The sequence below is a fragment of the Mycobacterium sp. NGS69 genome (assembly GCF_059812165.1).
The window spans coordinates 91,318-110,327 of the sequence record NZ_JCALCD010000002.1 but is presented as its reverse complement, the minus strand read 5'-3'; the positions used below and the strand labels follow the sequence as shown (position 1 = coordinate 110,327).

19 protein-coding genes and 2 tRNA genes are annotated in these 19,010 nt (G+C 69.4%); 7 read left to right on the top strand and 14 right to left on the bottom strand.

The window, feature by feature from the left end; genetic code table 11:
• Window position 1 precedes the first annotated feature (1 nt).
• Window positions 2-1,681: a DAK2 domain-containing protein gene (locus AC5Y2S_RS05740; RefSeq protein ID WP_499901039.1), complete on the bottom strand. Its 1,680-nt coding sequence runs from the start codon at window positions 1,679-1,681 to the stop codon at window positions 2-4.
• 248 nt (window positions 1,682-1,929) lie between these two features.
• Here AC5Y2S_RS05740 and rpmB point away from each other — a divergent pair, with 248 nt between their 5' ends.
• A complete protein-coding gene (gene rpmB, locus AC5Y2S_RS05735; RefSeq protein ID WP_066930307.1) occupies window positions 1,930-2,124 on the top strand; it encodes a 50S ribosomal protein L28 in 195 nt (64 codons plus the stop codon).
• On the opposite strand, the gene AC5Y2S_RS05730 is transcribed toward rpmB, so the two are convergent.
• Genes AC5Y2S_RS05730 through AC5Y2S_RS05715 form a run of 4 tightly spaced genes read right to left on the bottom strand, consistent with a single transcriptional unit; the run spans window position 2,121 to window position 5,001 of the window.
• Window positions 2,121-3,053, bottom strand: coding sequence for an NADP-dependent oxidoreductase (locus AC5Y2S_RS05730; RefSeq protein WP_499901811.1), 933 nt, complete (start codon window positions 3,051-3,053; stop codon window positions 2,121-2,123). The two genes, rpmB and AC5Y2S_RS05730, sit on opposite strands and share 4 nt — an antisense overlap.
• A gap of 5 nt (window positions 3,054-3,058) precedes the next feature.
• A complete protein-coding gene (locus AC5Y2S_RS05725) occupies window positions 3,059-3,742 on the bottom strand; it encodes a uracil-DNA glycosylase (protein ID WP_499901040.1) in 684 nt (227 codons plus the stop codon).
• Entirely contained in the window at window positions 3,739-4,029 is a 291-nt protein-coding gene (locus AC5Y2S_RS05720; protein WP_499954547.1) for a DUF1330 domain-containing protein, read from the bottom strand. Before AC5Y2S_RS05720 ends, AC5Y2S_RS05725 begins: the two co-directional genes overlap by 4 nt.
• Before the next feature lie 9 nt (window positions 4,030-4,038).
• Window positions 4,039-5,001: a thiamine-phosphate kinase gene (locus AC5Y2S_RS05715; protein WP_499954545.1), complete on the bottom strand. Its 963-nt coding sequence runs from the start codon at window positions 4,999-5,001 to the stop codon at window positions 4,039-4,041.
• A gap of 151 nt (window positions 5,002-5,152) precedes the next feature.
• Between AC5Y2S_RS05715 and AC5Y2S_RS05710 the strand changes: the two genes are divergently transcribed.
• On the top strand, window positions 5,153-5,668 hold the full coding sequence (locus tag AC5Y2S_RS05710; protein ID WP_499955654.1) for a DUF3515 domain-containing protein: 516 nt from the start codon (window positions 5,153-5,155) through the stop codon (window positions 5,666-5,668).
• Here the strand turns inward: AC5Y2S_RS05710 and AC5Y2S_RS05705 are convergent, their stop codons facing one another.
• Complete coding sequence (locus AC5Y2S_RS05705) at window positions 5,669-6,778, bottom strand: D-alanine--D-alanine ligase family protein (RefSeq protein WP_499954544.1); 1,110 nt, start codon at window positions 6,776-6,778, stop codon at window positions 5,669-5,671.
• A 79-nt stretch (window positions 6,779-6,857) separates the two neighbouring features.
• The gene (locus AC5Y2S_RS05700; RefSeq protein ID WP_499954543.1) at window positions 6,858-7,889 is read right to left on the bottom strand and encodes an NAD(P)H-dependent glycerol-3-phosphate dehydrogenase; all 1,032 of its coding nucleotides are present in this window, start codon (window positions 7,887-7,889) and stop codon (window positions 6,858-6,860) included.
• Window positions 7,890-7,973: 84 nt separating this feature from the next.
• Between AC5Y2S_RS05700 and cofC the strand changes: the two genes are divergently transcribed.
• The 3 genes from cofC (at window position 7,974) to mutT1 (ending at window position 11,940) form a co-directional block, all read left to right on the top strand.
• Window positions 7,974-8,630, top strand: coding sequence for a 2-phospho-L-lactate guanylyltransferase (cofC, locus tag AC5Y2S_RS05695; RefSeq protein WP_499954541.1), 657 nt, complete (start codon window positions 7,974-7,976; stop codon window positions 8,628-8,630).
• Between the two features lie 105 nt (window positions 8,631-8,735).
• The gene (locus AC5Y2S_RS05690) at window positions 8,736-10,925 is read left to right on the top strand and encodes an RNA degradosome polyphosphate kinase (protein WP_499954540.1); all 2,190 of its coding nucleotides are present in this window, start codon (window positions 8,736-8,738) and stop codon (window positions 10,923-10,925) included.
• Window positions 10,926-10,989: 64 nt separating this feature from the next.
• The gene (gene mutT1 / locus AC5Y2S_RS05685) at window positions 10,990-11,940 is read left to right on the top strand and encodes an 8-oxo-(d)GTP phosphatase MutT1 (RefSeq protein WP_499954538.1); all 951 of its coding nucleotides are present in this window, start codon (window positions 10,990-10,992) and stop codon (window positions 11,938-11,940) included.
• Window positions 11,941-12,001: 61 nt separating this feature from the next.
• Here mutT1 and AC5Y2S_RS05680 read toward each other — a convergent pair whose 3' ends face one another.
• The 3 genes from AC5Y2S_RS05680 to leuC all read right to left on the bottom strand — a co-directional run bounded on the left by AC5Y2S_RS05680 (window position 12,002) and on the right by leuC (window position 14,906).
• Window positions 12,002-12,640 (bottom strand): HU family DNA-binding protein, encoded by a 639-nt coding sequence (locus AC5Y2S_RS05680; protein ID WP_499954536.1) that lies wholly within the window; start codon window positions 12,638-12,640, stop codon window positions 12,002-12,004.
• Window positions 12,641-12,854: 214 nt separating this feature from the next.
• Window positions 12,855-13,451 carry a 3-isopropylmalate dehydratase small subunit gene (gene leuD / locus AC5Y2S_RS05675; RefSeq protein WP_499954535.1) on the bottom strand — a complete coding sequence of 199 codons (597 nt, stop codon included), beginning with the start codon at window positions 13,449-13,451 and terminating at the stop codon, window positions 12,855-12,857.
• Window positions 13,452-13,469: 18 nt separating this feature from the next.
• Window positions 13,470-14,906: a 3-isopropylmalate dehydratase large subunit gene (gene leuC / locus AC5Y2S_RS05670; protein WP_499954534.1), complete on the bottom strand. Its 1,437-nt coding sequence runs from the start codon at window positions 14,904-14,906 to the stop codon at window positions 13,470-13,472.
• Between the two features lie 66 nt (window positions 14,907-14,972).
• Between leuC and AC5Y2S_RS05665 the strand changes: the two genes are divergently transcribed.
• A complete protein-coding gene (locus AC5Y2S_RS05665; protein ID WP_499954532.1) occupies window positions 14,973-15,674 on the top strand; it encodes an IclR family transcriptional regulator in 702 nt (233 codons plus the stop codon).
• Window positions 15,675-15,849: 175 nt separating this feature from the next.
• The gene (locus AC5Y2S_RS05660) at window positions 15,850-16,362 is read left to right on the top strand and encodes a pyridoxamine 5'-phosphate oxidase family protein (RefSeq protein ID WP_499954531.1); all 513 of its coding nucleotides are present in this window, start codon (window positions 15,850-15,852) and stop codon (window positions 16,360-16,362) included.
• 7 nt (window positions 16,363-16,369) lie between these two features.
• On the opposite strand, the gene AC5Y2S_RS05655 is transcribed toward AC5Y2S_RS05660, so the two are convergent.
• The 4 genes from AC5Y2S_RS05655 to AC5Y2S_RS05640 all read right to left on the bottom strand — a co-directional run bounded on the left by AC5Y2S_RS05655 (window position 16,370) and on the right by AC5Y2S_RS05640 (window position 18,942).
• Window positions 16,370-16,442: transfer RNA gene (locus tag AC5Y2S_RS05655), tRNA-Glu, on the bottom strand.
• Window positions 16,443-16,514: 72 nt separating this feature from the next.
• Window positions 16,515-16,586, bottom strand: a tRNA-Gln gene (locus tag AC5Y2S_RS05650).
• A 104-nt stretch (window positions 16,587-16,690) separates the two neighbouring features.
• A complete protein-coding gene (gltX, locus tag AC5Y2S_RS05645) occupies window positions 16,691-18,145 on the bottom strand; it encodes a glutamate--tRNA ligase (RefSeq protein ID WP_499954530.1) in 1,455 nt (484 codons plus the stop codon).
• Window positions 18,142-18,942, bottom strand: a complete 801-nt coding sequence (locus tag AC5Y2S_RS05640; RefSeq protein ID WP_499954529.1) for a fumarylacetoacetate hydrolase family protein — start codon at window positions 18,940-18,942, stop codon at window positions 18,142-18,144. Before AC5Y2S_RS05640 ends, gltX begins: the two co-directional genes overlap by 4 nt.
• Window positions 18,943-19,010 lie beyond the last annotated feature (68 nt).

Sequence of the window (19,010 nt, the reverse complement as noted above, 5' to 3'; positions counted from 1 at the left end):
GCTACTCGACCCCGACCAGCAGGACGTCGCCGCGGTGGCCGGTGCGGTAGGTCATCAGCTCGGTCCCCGGATGGTTGTCGTGCACGTGGTCCTGCAGGACCTCGCCGACGGTAAGGCCGTCGGCCTCCGTCATGCCGGCGCCGATCAGCACGGTCACCAGGTCGCCGCCGGATGCCAGCAGCAGGTCGAGCAGGCCGATCGCCGCCGCGGCCACGTCGGCGGCCACGATGAGCACCTCGTCGCCCGCGATGCCCAGGCCGTCGCCCGGCTGGCAGCGACCGGCCCACGTCAACGCGCTCTCGGTCGCGACACGCACCGACCCGTGCCGGGCCGCACCGGCGGCGCGGGCCATCGTGAAGCCGTCGTCGACCGCCTGCCGGTCCGTCTCGTGCACGGCCAGCGCGGCCAGCCCCTGCACCATCGACCCCGCGGGTATCGGCACCACGTCGATCCCCCACCCGATGGCCGCCGTGCAGCCGGCCACCAGCTCCTCGGCGGCCACATACCCGTTGGGCAGCACCATCACCTGGGCGGCGCCGGTGTCGACCACGGCCCGCACCAGCTGGTGGGCGCTGATGTCGCCGATGTCCGGATCGGGCCGCAGCACGCAGGCGCCCTCGCCGGAGAACAGCTCGGCGGCGCCGTCGCCGTCCACGACGGCCAGCACCGCGCGTTCGCGCGTCCAGCCGCCGGCGGGCATCCCGGTGGCACCGGAGGTCAGCGCCGAGATGACGATGCGGCTGAGGCGCCCGGCCGCCAGCCCGGCCTCGACGGCCGCCCCGGCGTCGTCGGTGTGCACGTGCACCGAGTAGCTGTCCAGCGTGGTGGCTTCCTGCGCGGCCGCCGCGGCGATGGCCACGGATTCCCCGAGGCCCTCGAGCCGATTCCGCAGCGCGTCCGCGGCCTCGGAATCGCAGCCGTCCAGCCGGTACATCACCTCGAACTGCGGTGCCGGCTGTTCGGTGGCCGTTTCGGGCCAGTGCGCGCGCGGCGACGGCGCGTACACCGCGCGGCGGGGCGCCTGACCCGTGACGGCGCAGCGCAGCGCGTCCAGCAGGACGAGCAGGCCGCGCCCGCCGGCGTCCACCGCGCCGGCGTGGGCGAGGACATCGAGCTGCTCGGGGGTCTTTTCCAGCGCGATCACCGCCGCATCGCCGGCGGCGGTGATCGCGGCGGGCAGCCCTTCGGCGGCGCACTCCCCGACGGCCTCGGCGGCGGCCCGCAACACCGAGACGATGGTCCCCGGGACTTCGGCGCCGCCCATCGACTCGATGACCAGCTCCACGCCGCGCCGCAACGCGTCCCCGAGGACGGCGGCGTCCATGTGGGCCAGCTCGCCGCCGGACTCAGCGGCCGCGGTCGCGGCGACATCGGCGATGCCACGCAGGATCTGCGACAGTATCACCCCGGAATTGCCGCGGGCGCCGTTCAGCGCACCGGTCGACAGGGCCGCGGCCACCCGGGCCACGCACCCGTCGCCGCCGGCCCCGCCCGCTCCTGCAGAGGCCTCCGCCAGCGCGGAACGCATGGTGAACAGCATGTTGGCGCCGGTGTCGGAATCGGCGACCGGGAAGACGTTGAGCCGATTGATCTCGTCGATGTGGGTGATCAGGTCGCTGACGGCGGTGTGGGCCCAGTGCCGCAGGGTCGCGGCGTCCAGTAGCGCCTCTGACGTGCCCAAGCGACCCACCTCCCTCGGAGCCTCTCAGCGGCCAGCCAGGACGGCGCGCCCACTGCCTGAGTGCGCCGACCCATCGAGCCTAGCCAGCGCGGGCGACAATGCCGGGTCTGCGTCGCCGGACGGGTGTTGATCGTTTTGGTGGTTGCCCATGTCAGTCGGTATCCTGGGCTGGCCCGAGTCATTGCGGGCTGTCCCGGCCCTTGCCAGACCGCCGAGCCGGACCCCTGAACATTTGAGGAGTTTGAACAATGGCCGCTGTGTGCGATATCTGCGGGAAAGGCCCCGGCTTCGGCAAGTCGGTGTCGCACTCCCACCGCCGCACCAGCCGCCGGTGGGACCCCAACGTTCAGACCGTGCACGTCGTGACCCGTCCGGGTGGCAACAAGAAGCGGCTGAACGTCTGCACGTCCTGCATCAAGGCCGGCAAGGTCGTCCGCGGCTAATCCCGCACGACGAGGACGGTCTTTCCCGCGCGCCTGCCGGGACGCTGACCGCTCTCGAACGCTTCGCGCCCCCTGTCGAGCGGGAAGGTCGCCGCGATTTCCACCTGCAGCCGGCCCGTGTCGACGAGGTCGGCTAGCTCGGCGAGCTGAACCCGATCGGGCGTCACGATAAAGAAGGTGGCGCTCACGCCGTAGTCGTCGGCCTTCCCCGCCGGCGGTGGTGCCGAGAGGGTGATCAGCCGTCCCCCCGGACGCAGCACTGCGAACGACCGGTCCAGCGTCTCGCCGCCGACGGTGTCGATGACGACGTCGTACGCGGGACCGTCGTCGTCGAACGCCTCGGTGCGCACATCGATGACCCGTTGCGCGCCGAAGCCGGCGACGAGCTCGCGCGCGTCGCTGCGGACGGTGGCGGTGACCCGCGCGCCGAGGATGGCGGCGAGCTGAACCGTCAACGCGCCGACCCCGCCCGCCCCGCCGTGCACCAGGACCTCTTCCCCCGGCCGGACGGCGGCATGGTCGACCAGGGCCTGCAGTGCGGTGAGCCCGGCGAGCGGCAGCGCGGCGGCGGCGACGTGCGACGCCGTCGACGGCTTGGCGGCCAGGTCGGCCGCCGGCACCGCGACATATTCGGCGGCAGCGCCGTCGCGGTCGAATTGGATCAGGCCGTACACCTCGTCGCCGGCAGCGAAAGCGGCCACGCCCGAACCGATTTCGGAGATCACGCCGGACACCTCGTGGGACGGGATCACCGGGGTCCGGTCGGCGCCGCCGCGGGTCCAGGTCTCCTCCCACGTCAGCTCGTCGAACGTGATGGCCGCCGCGTGCACCGCGATCAGCACTTCCCCGGGCGCCGGCACCGGGACGGGCGCGCGCTCGACGACCAACACCTCGGGGCCGCCCCGCCGATGTGCGCGCAGGGCGGTCATCTCGGTCACGGCAGCCGCCAATCGATCGGGTCGGCGCCCATCCCCGCCAGCAGCTCGTTGGCGCGGCTGAACGGGCGCGAGCCGAAAAAGCCGCGAGACGCCGACAGCGGCGACGGGTGCGGCGACTCGATCGCCACGCAATTGCCTTCGGCCAGCATGGGTTTCAGCGTCGACGCGTCGCGGCCCCACAGGATGGCCACCAGCGGCAGCGAGCGCTCGGCCAGCGCGCGTATCGCGCACTCGGTCACCGCCTCCCACCCCTTGCCCCGGTGCGACGCCGGGTTGTTGGGCCGCACGGTCAGCACCCTGTTCAGCAGCATCACGCCGCGCTGCGCCCAGGGCGTCAGGTCGCCGCACGCCGGCTGGGGGTGGCCCAGGTCGGCGGCGTACTCGTCGAAGATGTTGGCCAGGCTGCGGGGCAGCGGACGCACGTCGGGCGCCACCGAAAAACTCAGGCCCACGGCGTGCCCGGGCGTCGGATAGGGGTCCTGACCGACGATCAGCACCTTGACGTCGTCGAACGGATAGGTGAAGGCGCGCAACACGTTTGGCCCGGCCGGCAGGTACCGGCGACCCGCGGCGATCTCGGCCCGCAGAAACTCCCCCATCTGGGCGACCTGGTCGGTGACGGGCTTGAGCGCGGTGGCCCAGCCCGGTTCGACGAGCTCGCTCAGCGGGCGCGCGGTCATTGCAGCCCCTTGACGAGCAGCACCACCGTGTCGGCGCCGGCGCGCCGGTCCTTCGAGATCTCCTGATATTCCGGTGATTGCGCCCAACCGCGGAACGCGGCCTCGTCGGGAAATGACATCAGCACCAGCTTCTCGCGGTCCCAGTCGCCCTCGACGACCTCGGGCGACTCGTCGGCGGCGAGCAACGTTCCGGGATGACGACGGAAGACCTCCATGAACCTCCCCTGGTACCGGTCGTAGGCTGCCCGGTCGGTGAATCTCAGTTGGGCGATCGCGTAGACGGTCACCGCGTCACATTAATACGACTGCCAACCCGCGTAACCGCTCCACTCCGCGCCGTCGACGAGCACCCGGGCCGGGCCGTCGAGCACGCGGCCGATGACGCGCCAGCCGGCCGGCGCCGTGCCGGCGAAACAGGCCGCCAGGGCGTGGTCCTCACCGCCGGACAGCACCCACGCCATTGGGTCGGCCCCGACGACGTGACCGGCGGCGGCCAGCGCGTCCCGGTCCGCGCCCAGCGCCGCGGCGGACAAGTCGATGCCCACCCCGGACGCCTCGGCGACGTGCCGCAAGTCGGCGATCAGCCCGTCGGATACGTCGATCATCGCCTCCGCGCCCGCGGCCGCGGCGACGGCGCCCCGGCCATAGGGCGGTTCCGGCACCAGGTGGCGGCGCCGCAGCTCGTCGAAACCCTCAATCCCGTTCTGCCACAGGGAATATCCGGCGGCGGAGCGACCCAGTTCACCGGCGACGGCGATCACCGAGCCGGCCTTCGCCCCGGACCGCAGCACGGGGGCGCGGCCGTCGAGGTCGCCCAGCACCGTCACCGACAGCACCCATTGCGGGCAGCTGACCAGGTCGCCGCCGGCGATGCCGGCGCCAATCCGCACCGCCTCGTCCCACATCCCGTCGACCAGGGCGTCCACCTGCGCGGCCGGTGTGTCGCCGGGCGCCGCGAACCCGACGACGAAGGCCGTGGCACGCCCGCCCATCGCCTCGATGTCGGCGGCGTTCTGCGCGATCGCCTTGCGGCCGACGTCGTGGGGCGTCGACCAGTCCAGCCGAAAGTGCCGGTCCTGCACCAGCACATCGGTCGAGACCAGGGTGCGGCCGTCGCCCGCCGACACCAGCGCCGCGTCGTCGCCGGGCCCGACCAGTACCGCGTCGGGTTGCCGACGGCCGCGCACCGCCCGATCGATGACGGCGAACTCGCCGAGCCGCGCCAGCGTGGGGGACTCCCCGGGTGTGTCGTCGCGCACGCCACCTCCTCCGGCCCGCTGCGGTCGCCCGGACCTGCGGTAAGTTGGGTCTCTGCCCGATCGCGCCAGTGTAAGAGAAGGAGGTGCGCGGGCGGTGAACGCCGAACCCGATACCCGTTCCGCAACCGACACCGGACCACCGCGCGCCGTGATGATCGCGGCGATCACGCTGGCCGTCGTGACGATCGGGGTGATCCTGGCCATCGCGGCGACCCGCCAGGCGCCGCCACAGCCGGTTACCGTGGCGGCCTTCCCGGCGCCGCAGGCGACCAGCGCCGCCTGCCGGGCGCTGGCCGACGCGCTGCCGCAGCGGCTCGGCGATTACCAGCGCGCGCAGCTGGCGCAGCCGGCGCCCGACGGCGCGGCGGCCTGGCGGACCTCGCCCGACAGCCAGCCGGTGGTGTTGCGCTGCGGGCTCGACCGCCCCGCCGAATTCGTGGTGGGGTCCCCGATCCAGATCGTCGATCGGGTGCAGTGGTTCGAGGTGGCCGCCGGCCAGCAATCCGCGGGCGAGGCCGGCAGGGCCACGTGGTACACGGTCGACCGGCCGGTGTACGTGGCGCTCACGCTGCCCGCGGGATCGGGACCGACGCCCATCCAGCAGCTCTCCGACGCGATCGACCACACCATCGCGGCCGTGCCGATCGACCCGGCACCCGCACCGTAGTCAGCGCAGGCCCACGCCCCGCGCCAGGGCCGTCTCCACCATGATCGCGAGCAGGGCGGGATAGTCGACTCCGCTGGCCGCCCACATCCTCGGGTACATCGAGGTGGTCGTGAAGCCCGGCATCGTGTTGATTTCGTTGATGATCGGCCCGTTGTCGGTGAGGAAAAAGTCGACCCGGGCCAGGCCCTGGCAGTCGATGGCCTTGAATGCCCGGATCGCCAATTGGCGCACCGCGTCGGCGATGTCGTCCTCGACCTTCGCGGGCACGTCCAATTCGGCCGCGTCCTCGAGGTATTTCGTCGCGAAGTCGTAGAACGAGTCCTCGCGGCCCCGCACCCCGGCCACCCGGATCTCGCCAACGGTGCTGGCTTGCACTGTGCCGTCGGGCATTTCGAGGACGCCGCACTCCAGCTCGCGACCGTTGATCGCCGCCTCGACGATCACCTTCGGATCGTGCCGACGGGCGTTGGCGACCGCGGCGGGCAGCTCGTCCCAGCTTGCGGCCCGGCCCACGCCGATCGAGGAGCCGCCGCGCGCGGGCTTCACGAACACCGGCAGGCCCAGGCGCTCGCGCTCGTCGAGGCTCAGCTCCGCCAGCGGCGGGCGCAGCACCGTGTGCGGACCGACCGGAAGTCCCTCGGCGGCAAGGAGCTTCTTCATGAACTCCTTGTCCATGCCCGCGGCGCTGGCCAGCACCCCGGCGCCGACGTAGGGCACGCCGGCGAGCTCCAGCAGCCCCTGGATCGTGCCGTCCTCGCCGTAGGGGCCGTGCAGCACCGGGAACACCACGTCGACGGACGTCAAAACTTCACCGGCCCCGGGCGACAGCGAGACCAGCTCGCCGCCGCGCCGGGGATCCGCCGGCAGGGCCAGCTCGGTACCCGATTCGGCGGTCACCTCGGGCAACTGCCGATCGGTGATCGCCAGGGCATCCGGGTCGCCCTCGGTGAGCACCCACGAACCCTGCGGGGTGATGCCGATCGGGATCACCTCGAAACGCCGGGGGTCGAGGTTGCGCAGAATGCTGCCCGCCGACACGCACGAGATGGCGTGCTCGTTGCTGCGACCGCCGAAGACGACGGCGACGCGCACGCGGTGGCTGGCATTCACAACCTGGAGAGGCTACCGGTTGAGGGGCCCCGGGGTCGGGCACCGGACCGCCAGCTGGACTTTCGCCAGCGGAAGCGTCTCATTCGGGCTTGGTGCTGCGGCCCAGCAGCAACGCCATCGCCTCGTCCACCGACAGCCCCTTGTGACAGACCCGGTGCACGGCCTCGGTCAGCGGCATCTCGACGTCGTAGCTGGCCGCCAGCGCGAGCACGGCCTCGCACGACGTCACGCCCTCGACCACGTGCCCCTCCCCCGCCTGCGTGGCCGACTCCATGGTCCCGCCGCGGCCCAGGCATTCGCCGAACGACCGGTTGCGCGAATGCGGCGAGGTGCAGGTGGCCACCAGGTCTCCGACACCGGCCAGCCCGGCCAGCGTCGCCCCCTTGGCGCCGAGGGCTATGCCCAACCGCATGATCTCCGCGAGGCCCCGCGTGATGATCGCCGCGGCCGTGTTTTCGCCGAGCCCGACGCCGGCCGCCATTCCGCAGGCGAGCGCGATGACGTTCTTGCAAGCCCCGCCAACCTCGGTGCCGACCACGTCGCTATTGGTATAAGGACGGAAGTAGCCGCTGTTCAGCATGCGCTGCACGGCAACCGCCCGGCCGGAGTCGCTGCACGCGACGACCGTGGCGGTGGGCTGGCACTGCGCGATCTCACTGGCCAGGTTCGGCCCCGAGATCACCGCGACCTGAGTGGGGTCCACGCCGGTCACCGATATGATCACCTGACTCATCCGCATGAGCGTGCCCAGTTCGATGCCCTTGGCGAGGCTGACGAGGGTGGCGCCGTCGGCCACCAAGGGCGCCCACCGCTCGAGGTTGCCGCGCATCGTCTGCGCCGGCACCCCCAGCAGCACCGTCGTCGCGCCGGCCAGCGCCTCGCTCGCGTCGTCGGTGGCACGGATGCCCGGCGGCAACAGCGTGCCGGGCAGATAGGCGGGGTTGTAACGGGTGGCGTTGATCTGGTCGGCGACGTCGGAGCGCCGCGCCCACAGCGCGACTTCTACTTCCGGCCCTCCCGCGTCGGCCAGCACCTTGGCCAGCGCCGTCCCCCAGGCACCGGCACCCATCACCGCGACGGCGCCCTCCGAACCGGCAACCGTGCTGGCCATGTGATCCCCAATCTGTGACGCGACGGTGTTCCGTCACGCTACCGCGACGCCGGGCCGCGCCGATCGCGCTGGCAGGATGGCGGGATGAGCGGCACACGGGCCGACGGGGCGGACGACGGCGCGGGTGACGTCGCGTTGATCATCGCCGTCAAGCGGCTGGCCGCCGCCAAGACCCGCCTGGCCCCGGTCTTCTCGGCGCCCACGCGGGAGAAGGTGGTGCTGGCCATGTTGGTCGACACCCTGACCGCCGCGTCGGGCGTCGAGGCGCTGGGCTCGATCACCGTCGTCACGCCCGACGACGCCGCGGCGGCCGCGGCGGCCGAGCTCGGGGCCGGCGTGCTCGCCGACCCGACACCCGATGGCGACCGCGACCCACTGAACAGCGCGATCGCCGCCGCCGAACGAGCGGTAGCCCTGGCATTCACCAATATCGTTGTGCTGCAAGGCGATTTGCCCGCGCTGCAAACCCAGGAGTTGGCCGAGGCCATTACCGCCGCCCGCCAGCACCGGCGCAGCTTCGTCGCCGACCGGCTGGCCACGGGCACCGCCGCGCTCTGCGCGTTCGGCGCCCCGCTGGATCCGCAGTTCGGCCCGGATTCGTGCGCGCGGCACCGGCATTCGGGCGCGATCGAGCTCACCGGCGCCTGGCCCGGCCTGCGATGCGACGTCGACACCCCCGCGGACCTGGCGGCCGCGCGTCGCCTCGGGGTGGGGACGGCGACCGCCCGGGCCATCAAATAGCACGAGCGCAGCACTAACCGAACCGCGCAACAGCAAACTTGTACAGGCGATGAACGGCGCGCCAACTGCGAATGGATGTCCGCCGAGCGCTAGCAGCACCAGCGGGTGATGAGCAATGATCGCAGGGTGACCGAAACCGAAGCCGAGGCGCGGCCCGACGAGACCACATGGCATTCAGGCGAGGCCAACGTGGCGGCCCCACCCGCGGCCACCCCCGCCGCGATCTCCGACGAGCTGCCCGAGGACCGCTACCTCAACCGGGAACTGAGCTGGTTGGACTTCAACGCGCGCGTGCTGGCGCTCGCCGCCGACAACTCGCTGCCGCTCCTGGAGCGCGCGAAGTTTCTGGCGATCTTCGCGTCCAACCTCGACGAGTTCTACATGGTGCGGGTGGCCGGCCTCAAGCGCCGCGACGAGATGGGCCTGTCCGTCCGGTCGGCCGACGGCCTGACCCCGCGCGAGCAACTGGCCCGCATCGGCGAGCAGACCCAGCGAATCGCCACCCGGCACGCGCGGGTGTTTCTCGATTCGGTGCGACCGGCGCTCGCCGAGGAAGGCATCCACATCGTCACGTGGGCCGATCTCGATCAGGCGGAGCGCGACGAATTGTCGACCTATTTCACCGAACAAGTCTTTCCCGTCCTGACCCCGCTGGCGGTCGATCCCGCTCACCCGTTCCCGTTCGTCAGCGGGTTGAGCCTGAACCTGGCGGTCATGGTGCGCCAGCCCGAGGATGGTGGCCAGCACTTCGCCCGGGTCAAGGTGCCCAACAACGTCGATCGCTTCGTCGAGCTCGACGCCCGCGGTGTTTCCGACGACGGCCCGGGAATCGTCCGCTATCTACCGATGGAAGAACTGATCGCGGCCTTCCTGCCCGAGCTGTTCCCGGGTATGGAAATCGTTGAGCATCACGCCTTCCGCATCACCCGCAACGCGGACTACGAGGTTGAAGAGGACCGCGACGAGGATCTGCTGCAGGCGCTGGAACGCGAGCTGGCACGCCGGCGGTTCGGTTCGCCGGTGCGGCTCGAGATCGCCGACGACATGACCGAAAGCATGCTGGAACTGCTGCTGCGCGAACTCGACGTGCATCCCGGTGACGTCATCGAAGTGCCCGGACTCCTCGACCTTTCGTCGTTGTGGCAGATCTACGGGATCGAGCGGCCCGCGCTCAAGGATCCGACATTCGTTCCGGACACCCACCCCGCCTTCGCGGACCGCGAAACACCGCGCAGCATCTTCGCGACGCTGCGCGAAGGCGATGTGCTGCTTCATCATCCGTACGACTCGTTCTCGACCAGTGTGCAGCGATTCATCGAGCAGGCCGCCGCCGACCCCAACGTGCTGGCGATCAAGCAGACCTTGTACCGCACCTCCGGTGATTCACCGATCGTCCGGGCGCTGATCTCCGCGGCCGAAGCCGGAAAGCAAGTGGTGGCCATGGTGGAGATCAAGGCGCGCTTCGACGAGCAGGCCAACATCCGCTGGGCGCGCACACTTGAGCAGGCGGGCGTGCACGTCGTCTACGGGTACGTCGGGCTGAAGACACACTGCAAGACCTGCCTCGTGGTGCGCCGCGAGGGTTCGGCGATCCGTCGGTACTGCCACATCGGGACCGGCAATTACAACGGGAAGACGGCGCGACTGTACGAGGACGTCGGTCTGCTCACGGCGTCGCCCGAAATCGGCGCCGATCTGACCGATTTGTTCAATTCGCTTACCGGCTACTCGCGCAAGGTTTCGTATCGCAATCTCTTGGTCGCCCCGCACGGTATCCGCACGGGCATCATCGAACGCGTCGAGCGCGAGATCGCCGCGCACCGAGAACACGGTGGCGGCCGGATCCGGATGAAGATGAACGCTCTGGTCGACGAGCAGGTGATCGACGCGTTGTATCGCGCGTCGCGGGCCGGTGTGCGGGTCGAGGTGGTGGTCCGCGGCATCTGCGCGCTGCGCCCGGGCGCGGAGGGCTTCTCGGAGAACATCTCGGTCCGTTCGATCCTCGGCCGCTTCCTGGAGCACTCGCGGATCATGCATTTCAACCGCATCAACGAGTTCTGGATCGGCAGCGCCGACATGATGCACCGCAACCTCGACCGGCGGGTCGAGGCGCTGGTTCAGGTCAAGGATCCGCGGCTCACCGCATACCTGGACGACTTGTTCACCTCCGCGCTGGACCCGTCGACCCGGTGCTGGGAACTGGGTTCCGACGGGCAGTGGACCGCGTCGCCCCAGGATGGCCACAGCGTGCGCGACCATCAGGTGTCACTGATGGAGCGGCACCGCAGCCCCTGACGGCCGTGTGGTAGCTTCCTGGTCGCATCGACGACCGCGAGCGAATTGACCTGCAGGAGTTTAGGTGTCAAACGAGACCTCGTCGGCGGGTCGGCGGTCGGGAAGCCGGATCGTGTACGCCGCGGGCGCGGTGCTGTGGCGGACCGGCGGTGACGATCCGGCGGACGCGAGGCTCGAGGTCGCGGTGATCCACCGCCCCCGTTACGACGACTGGTCGCTGCCGAAGGGCAAGTTGGATCCCGGCGAGACAGTACCCGTGGCGGCGGTGCGGGAAGTATTCGAGGAGACGGGCCACCGCGCCATCCTCGGCCGACGGCTCGACATGGTGAGCTATCCGATCGAGCAGGGCGTCAAGAAGGTCTACTACTGGGCGGCGCGCGACACCGGCGGCGAATTCACGCCGGGACGCGAGGTCGACGAGTTGGTGTGGCTGCCGGTCGCCGAGGCGAAGGACAGACTGACCTACCCGCACGATCGAAAGATGTTGCGCCACTTCGCGAAACAGCCCGAAGACACGCGAACCGTGCTGGTGGTCCGGCACGGCACCGCGGGACGGAAATCCCGTTTCAAAGGCGACGACACCAAGCGCCCGCTCGACAAGCGGGGACGCGCGCAGGCGGAGGCACTGGTTCCCCAGCTGCTGGCATTCGGCGCCACCGAGGTGTACGCGGCGGACCGGCTCCGCTGTCACCAGACCGTTGAACCGCTCGCCGAGGAACTCGGTGTGACGATCCACAACGAGCCCGCCCTCACCGAGGAGTCGTACGCAAAGAGTCCCAAGCGGGCCCGCCACCGGATGCTGCGTATCGCCGAGGAGGCGGCCGGCACCCCCGTGATTTGCACGCAGGGCAAAGTGATTCCGGACCTCATCGCCTGGTGGTGCGAACGCGACGGGGTGCGCGCCGATAAGTCGCGCAACCACAAGGGCAGCACGTGGGTGCTGTCGCTGTCAGGCGGCCGTCTGGTGGCGGCCGACCACATCGGTGGGGCGCTGGCCGCCAACGTGCGGGCCTGACACGCGAATACCCTCCGGGTGGCATAGCGCCACCCCGAAGGGTATTCGCGTGTGGAACTTCCTACCGGCGACCGCGCCGCGCGGCGGCCTTCTTGGCAGGAGCCTTCCTGGCCGGAGCCTTGCTCGCCGCCTTCTTGGCCGGGGCCCTCTTCACCGCGGCCTTCTTGGCCGGAGCCTTCTTAACCGCGGCCTTCTTGGCGGGAGCCTTCTTCACGACCTTCTTGGCCGGAGCCTTGGTCGCGGCCTTCTTGGCCGGGGCCTTCTTAACGGCGGCCTTCTTGGCCGGGGCCTTCTTGGCCGCAGCCTTCTTGGCCGGAGCCTTGCTCGCCGCCTTCTTCACCGGAGCCTTCTTCGCCGCCTTCTTGGCTGCGCCGGCTGCTACCACACCACGTTTCACTGCAGGTCCTTCCGCCGGGAGGCGCTGTGCGCCAGACACAACCGCTTTGAATTGAGCACCGGGCCGGAACGCTGGGACCGATGTCGGCTTTACCTTTACCGTCTCGCCCGTGCGCGGATTGCGGGCCACCCGCGCCGCGCGCCGGCGCTGTTCGAAGACACCGAACCCGGTAATGGTCACACTGTCGCCCTTGTGCACCGCGCGCACAATGGTGTCGACAACATTCTCGACGGCGGCGGTTGCCTGCCGACGGTCCGAGCCCAATTTCTGTGTGAGCACATCTATGAGCTCTGCTTTGTTCATCCAAACCCTCCGAAGCCAGTGGTCCCATTTTTGGGAACCGACTCCGAACACGGTAAACCCTCACCCAGCAAATTTCCAAGAGCCACGCGCAATTTCAGGACCGAACGAACGAATTTTTCGCAATCCGGTTGCCGCCCTTGACCGGTGGCGCGGGGGCAAATTAAGACGGGCTACCTAAACCCTCGGTGGCGAAATCACCCTCCCGATCGACCCGTCAGGAGGCGGGCAGAGTGCGCGGTTTCCAGTCCGGACGCGTCCCCTCGAAGGCCTCGATCTTGTCGAGTTTCCGCAGCGTAAGGCCTATATCGTCGAGACCCTCGAGCAATCGCCAAGCGGTGTGGTCGTCAATCTTGAACGGCAGCACCGTCGTTCCGGCGGTGATATTTCGATCTTGAAGATTGGCAGTGATTTCCAAGCCCGGGCTGCCCTCGATGAGCTTCCAAAGCAGTTCCACGCCGTCTTGAGAAACTTCCGCCGCCAGCAGGCCCGCCTTGCCGGCGTTGCCCCGAAAAATGTCACCGAATCGAGACGAGATGACCACCCGGAACCCGTAGTCCATGAGCGCCCACACCGCATGCTCGCGCGACGAGCCGGTGCCGAAATCGGGCCCGGCCACCAGAACCGAGCCGCGGTCAAAGGGGCTGAGATTGAGCACGAATGACGGATCGGACCGCCACGTGGCGAACAACCCGTCCTCGAAACCGGTTCGGGTTACCCGCTTCAAGAACACCGCCGGAATGATCTGGTCGGTGTCGACATTCGACCGCCGCAGCGGCACACCGATGCCCGTGTGGGTGCGAAAGGCTTCCATTTCGTCCTCGATTCAAAATCAGTTGGAGTTCAAGTCGGCCGGCGCGGACAGCGTGCCCCGCACCGCCGTCGCCGCGGCGACCGCCGGGGATACCAAATGGGTGCGGCCGCCTTTGCCCTGCCGCCCTTCGAAGTTGCGGTTGGACGTCGCGGCGCACCGCTCCCCCGGGGACAGCTGATCGGGGTTCATGCCCAGGCACATCGAGCATCCCGCCTGGCGCCACTCGGCGCCCGCGGCGGTGAAAACCTCGCCCAGCCCTTCGGCTTCGGCCTGCGCGCGCACCCGCATGGAGCCCGGCACGACGAGCATCCGCACCCCCGGGGCGACCTTGCGTCCCCGCAACACGTCGGCCACCGCGCGCAGGTCTTCGATACGACCGTTGGTACAAGAGCCGACGAACACGGTGTCGACGCCGATCTCGCGCATCGGAGTGCCAGGTCGAAGGTCCATGTACGCCAAGGCTTTCTCGGCGGCCTGCCGCTCGGCGTCATCGGCCATCAGTTCGGGGTCCGGCACCGCCGCGCCCAGGGGGACCCCCTGGCCGGGGTTGGTTCCCCACGTGACGAACGGGCTCAGCGAGGCCGCGTCGAGGTGGACCTCGGTGTCGAAGACGGCGCCCGGGTCGGTGCGCAGCTGCTGCCAGTAGGCCACCGCGGCGTCCCACTGCGCGCCGGTCGGGGCGTGCGGCCGGCCACGCAAGAACTCATACGTGGTCTCGTCCGGCGCCACCATGCCCGCCCTGGCTCCCGCTTCGATGCTCATGTTGCAGACCGTCATCCGGCCTTCCATCGACAGCGATTCGAAGGCGCTGCCGCGGTATTCGATGACGTGACCCTGTCCGCCGCCGGTGCCGATCTTCGCGATCAGCGCGAGGATGATGTCCTTGGCGGTCACGCCGGCGGGCAACTGCCCGTCGACATTGACCGCCATCGTCTTGAATGGCCGCAGCGGCAGCGTCTGGGTGGCCAGCACGTGCTCCACCTCCGAGGTGCCAATCCCCATGGCCAGCGCCCCAAATGCGCCGTGCGTGGACGTGTGACTATCGCCACAGACGATCGTCATCCCCGGTTGGGTGAGGCCCAACTGCGGTCCGACGACGTGCACGATGCCCTGTTCGATGTCGCCCATCGGATAGAGCCGGACGCCGAATTCCGCGCAGTTGCGCCGCAACGTCTCGACCTGGGTGCGCGACACCGGGTCGGCGATCGGCTTGTCGATGTCGACGGTGGGCACGTTGTGGTCCTCGGTGGCCAGCGTCAGGTCGGGGCGCCGCACTGGCCGGCCGGCCAGGCGCAGGCCGTCGAACGCCTGCGGGCTGGTCACCTCGTGCACCAAATGCAGGTCGATGTAGATCAGGTCGGGGGCCCCGGCCTGTTCGGAACCGCCCCCGGGCGCCACAACATGGTCGTCCCAAACCTTTTCGGCCAGGGTGCGCGGCTTGGCTTCGGATCCCATATCGAATTAGCCCCTATCCGGTCTTTCGGCTGGTCATCTCAGAATGCGAGACGCTAGTATCTCCTTGTGAGACAGCATAGCGGCATCGGCGTCCTCGACAAAGCGGTGGGCGTGCTGCATACGATCGCGGAATCCCCGTGCGGACTGGCCGAACTGTGCGAGCGGACCGGGTTGCCGAGGGCCACCGCCTACCGGCTGGCGGCCGCCCTGGAAGTTCATCGGCTGCTGGCGCGCGACGACGAAGGGCGTTGGCGGCTGGGTCCGGCGGTCACCGAACTCGCCGCCCGCGTCAACGATCCGCTGCTGGCCGCGAGCGCGGCGGTGCTGCCCGGCCTGCGCGAGACCACCGGCGAAAGCGTCCAGTTGTATCGCCGCGAGGGCACCTCACGGGTCTGCGTGGCCGCCCTGGAACCGGCTGCGGGTCTTCGCGATACGGTCCCGGTCGGCGCGCGCCTGCCGATGACGGCGGGGTCGGGGGCCAAGGTGCTACTCGCCTACGCCGATCCCGCCACTCAGAAGGCCGTGCTGCCGACGGCGAAATTCACCGACCGGGCGCTGGCCGAAGTGCGCCGGCGCGGTTGGGCGCAAAGCGTGGCCGAGCGCGAGCCCGGGGTGGCGAGCGTGTCGGCGCCGGTGCGCGACGGTCGCGGTGTGGTCGTCGCCGCGATTTCGGTGTCCGGACCCGTCGATCGCATCGGGCGCCGCCCGGGGGCCCGCTGGGCCGCCGATCTGCTGTCCGCCGCGGAGGCCCTAGCCCGCCGGCTCTAGATCCGCGCCGAGCGAGCTCCCGTGTGAATCCACGGCTTTGACTGTGCGTCCTGGGCGGCAAAATCGCGAATTTCACGCCCTCATTTCACTCTCAAAGCCATGGATACACACTCGACCGGCCCTGTACCGGGCGCCCTGCACGCACACCGAAAAGCGACCTGACAAACTGACGGCCATGGGAACCAATCAGCGCGCGAGCATCGTCATGTCGGAGGACGAGATCGCCGATTTCGTCGTCAAGAGCCGCACCGGAACGCTCGCCACCGTCGGCCCCGACGGCCAACCGCACCTGACCGCAATGTGGTACGCCGTCGTCGACGGCGAGGTGTGGCTCGAGACCAAGGCCAAGTCGCAGAAGGCGGTGAACCTCACCCGCGACCCGCGGGTGAGCTTTCTGATCGAGGACGGCGACACCTACGACACACTGCGCGGGGTGTCGTTCGAGGGCGTCGCGGAGATCGTCGACGATCCCGACGTCTCGCACCGGGTGGGCGTCAGCGTGTTCGAGCGCTACACCGGCCCCTACACCGACGACATGAAGCCCTTCGTCGAGCAGATGATGAACAAGCGGGTGTGCGTGCGCATCGTGGCGCGTCGCGCGCGTTCGTGGGATCACCGCAAGCTGGGCTTGCCGGCCATGCCGGTGGGCGGGTCGACCGCACCGGCGGTACTGGGGACCGGCCAGTAGTTGTTTGTAGCCCCGATGGGATTCGAACCCACGCTACCGCCGTGAGAGGGCGGCGTCCTAGGCCGCTAGACGACGGGGCCTGAACCGATCCGAGCTGCCAGCATAGCTCACCGGAGAAGGGCGACCTAATCGCAAGCCGTGCTGCGATTTTGCTGGGGTACCAGGACTCGAACCTAGAATGGCTGAACCAGAATCAGCTGTGTTGCCAATTACACCATACCCCATTGGCTGCCTAAAACCGCTGGTCACAACGGTTCTGCGGTTTCCCGCGCCGCCATGGCCGGCCGTCGTCGGCCTTTGTCAAACCGCTGTGCAGACTACCAAAAAGTTAGACCGCCCCGTCGCGCGCGGCCCGCAACCGCTCCAGGCTGCGCTCGCGGCCCAGCAGCTCGAGTGATTCGAACAGCGGCGGGCTGATCGTTGTTCCGGTCGCGGCGACTCGGATAGGGCCGAACGCCTTGCGCGGTTTGAGGGCCAGCCCGTCGATGAGCGCGGACTTGAGCGCGCCCTCGATGCGCTCCGTTGTCCAGTCCGTCACAGCGTCCAGCGCGGCCAGCGCGGCCGCCAGGACCGCCATGCCGTCCGGGCCGAGCTCCTTGGCGGCGGCCCTCTCCTCGATCGCGTATTCGTCGTCGTTGAGGAACTTCAGCAGTTCCCACGCGTCGCTCAGCACCACGATGCGCGTCTGCACCAGCTCGGCGGCCTCGGCGAACCCGGCGTCATCCAGCCCGGTGTCGTGGCCGTGCGTGTCGAAGTAGTCGCGCAGCCGGGCGGTGAAGTCGGCGGCGTCCAGCATCCGGATGTGCTCGGCGTTGAGCGCGTCGGCCTTCCTCTGGTCGAATCGGGCCGGGTTGGAATTGACGTCGACGACGTCGAAGGCGGCCACCATTTCGTCCAGGCTGAACAGGTCGTGATCGTCGGCGATCGCCCAGCCCAGCAGCGCAAGGTAATTCAGCAGACCCTCGGGGATGAAGCCGCGGTCGCGGTGGGCAAACAGGTTCGACTGCGGGTCGCGCTTGGACAGTTTCTTGGTTCCCTCGCCCAACACGGTTGGCAGGTGCGCGAATTGCGGTGTGCGCTCCGCCACACCAATCCGCATCAGCGCCCGATACAGCGCCAGCTGGCGCGGGGTCGACGGCAGCAGGTCCTCGCCCCGCAGCACGTGGGTGATCTTCATCAGCGCGTCGTCGACCGGGTTGACCAAGGTGTACAACGGATCTCCGCTCGCGCGGGTCAGCGCGAAATCGGGCACGCTGCCTGCCGCGAAGGTGGTCGTGCCGCGCACCAGGTCGTCCCACGCGAGGTCGTCGTCGGGCATCCGCAACCGCACCACCGGCTGCCGGCCTTCGGTCAAGAACGCCGCGCGCTGCGAATCGGTCAGCTGCCGGTCGAAGTTGTCGTAGCCCAGCTTGGGGTTGCGGCCCGCGGCGATGTGCCGCGCCTCGACCTCCTCCGGCGTCGAGAAGGCGTAGTAGGCCTCGCCGGCCTCGAGCAGCTGCGCCACCACGTCGCGGTAGATCTCGCCGCGCTGCGACTGCCGGTACGGCCCATAGGGTCCGCCGACCTCCGGCCCCTCGTCCCAGTCCAGGCCGAGCCAGCGCAGCGCGTCGAGCAGGGCCAGATAGCTTTCCTCGGTGTCGCGCTGCGCGTCGGTGTCCTCGATGCGAAAGACGAAGGTGCCGCCGGTGTGTCGGGCATAGGCCCAGTTGAACAGCGCGGTGCGCACCATCCCGACGTGCGGGGTGCCGGTGGGCGACGGGCAGAACCGGACGCGAACGGTCACGACTTTCCTTTTCGGACAACGGGATTGACGAGGCTGCCGATGCCCTCGATGGTGATGGATACCGTGTCGCCGTCCTCGATCGGTCCGACGCCGGCCGGCGTGCCGGTCAGGATGAGATCGCCGGGCAGCAGCGTCATCACGGCCGAGATCCACTCGATGATGGCGCCGACGTCGTGGATCATCAGCGAGGTGCGGCTGTGTTGCTTCAGTTCGCCGTTGACCTCGGTGCGCAGTTCGAGATCCGCCGGGTCTACATCGGTGACGATCCAGGGCCCGACGGGGCAGAAGCTGTCGTGGCCCTTGGCGCGGGTCCATTGGCCGTCGGCCTTTTGTTGATCGCGCGCCGACACGTCGTTGGCGATGGTGTAGCCGAGGATGTTGTCGGCGGCCCGGGCGGCCGAAACGTCCTTGCACGGCCGGCCGATGACCGCCGCCAACTCGCCCTCGAAGTGCACAGGTGATGCGTTGGCGGGCAGTCGAATCGGCACGTTGGGCCCGATGATCGCGGTGTTGGGCTTGAGGAATATCACCGGGTCCGCCGGGGCCGGGCCGGTTTCGAAGCCGCCCATCTCCGCGATGTGGTCGGCGTAGTTCTTGCCGACGCAGACCACCTTGCCGGCCAGCATCGGCGCGAGCAGCCGGACGTCGGCCAGCGGCCACGACCGGCCGGTGAACGTCGGGGTGCCGAACGGGTGCTCGGCGATCTCGCGGGCGATCATCGCGGCGGGATCGTCGAGTTCGCCCTCGATGCTGACGAAGGCGACACCGTCCGGGCTGGCGATTCGACCGAGGCGCATTCGCCCGAGCCTAGTGATGGTCGCGAGCGGCTCCCGCAACCGGTGCCGTGCTTGTGCAAGCATGGACG

What these genes read in the sequence shown, in the direction of transcription:
- rpmB (WP_066930307.1), top strand. Translation starts at nt 1,930, where the DNA reads ATGGCCGCTGTGTGCGATATCTGCGGGAAAGGCCCCGGCTTCGGCAAG.
- AC5Y2S_RS05725 (WP_499901040.1), bottom strand. Translation starts at nt 3,742, where the DNA reads ATGACCGCGCGCCCGCTGAGCGAGCTCGTCGAACCGGGCTGGGCCACC.
- AC5Y2S_RS05710 (WP_499955654.1), top strand. Translation starts at nt 5,153, where the DNA reads ATGATCGCGGCGATCACGCTGGCCGTCGTGACGATCGGGGTGATCCTG.
- leuD (WP_499954535.1), bottom strand. Translation starts at nt 13,451, where the DNA reads ATGGAAGCCTTTCGCACCCACACGGGCATCGGTGTGCCGCTGCGGCGG.
- cofC (WP_499954541.1), top strand. Translation starts at nt 7,974, where the DNA reads ATGAGCGGCACACGGGCCGACGGGGCGGACGACGGCGCGGGTGACGTC.
- AC5Y2S_RS05700 (WP_499954543.1), bottom strand. Translation starts at nt 7,889, where the DNA reads ATGGCCAGCACGGTTGCCGGTTCGGAGGGCGCCGTCGCGGTGATGGGT.
- AC5Y2S_RS05680 (WP_499954536.1), bottom strand. Translation starts at nt 12,640, where the DNA reads ATGAACAAAGCAGAGCTCATAGATGTGCTCACACAGAAATTGGGCTCG.
- AC5Y2S_RS05640 (WP_499954529.1), bottom strand. Translation starts at nt 18,942, where the DNA reads ATGCGCCTCGGTCGAATCGCCAGCCCGGACGGTGTCGCCTTCGTCAGC.
- AC5Y2S_RS05730 (WP_499901811.1), bottom strand. Translation starts at nt 3,053, where the DNA reads ATGACCGCCCTGCGCGCACATCGGCGGGGCGGCCCCGAGGTGTTGGTC.
- AC5Y2S_RS05660 (WP_499954531.1), top strand. Translation starts at nt 15,850, where the DNA reads ATGGGAACCAATCAGCGCGCGAGCATCGTCATGTCGGAGGACGAGATC.
- leuC (WP_499954534.1), bottom strand. Translation starts at nt 14,906, where the DNA reads ATGGGATCCGAAGCCAAGCCGCGCACCCTGGCCGAAAAGGTTTGGGAC.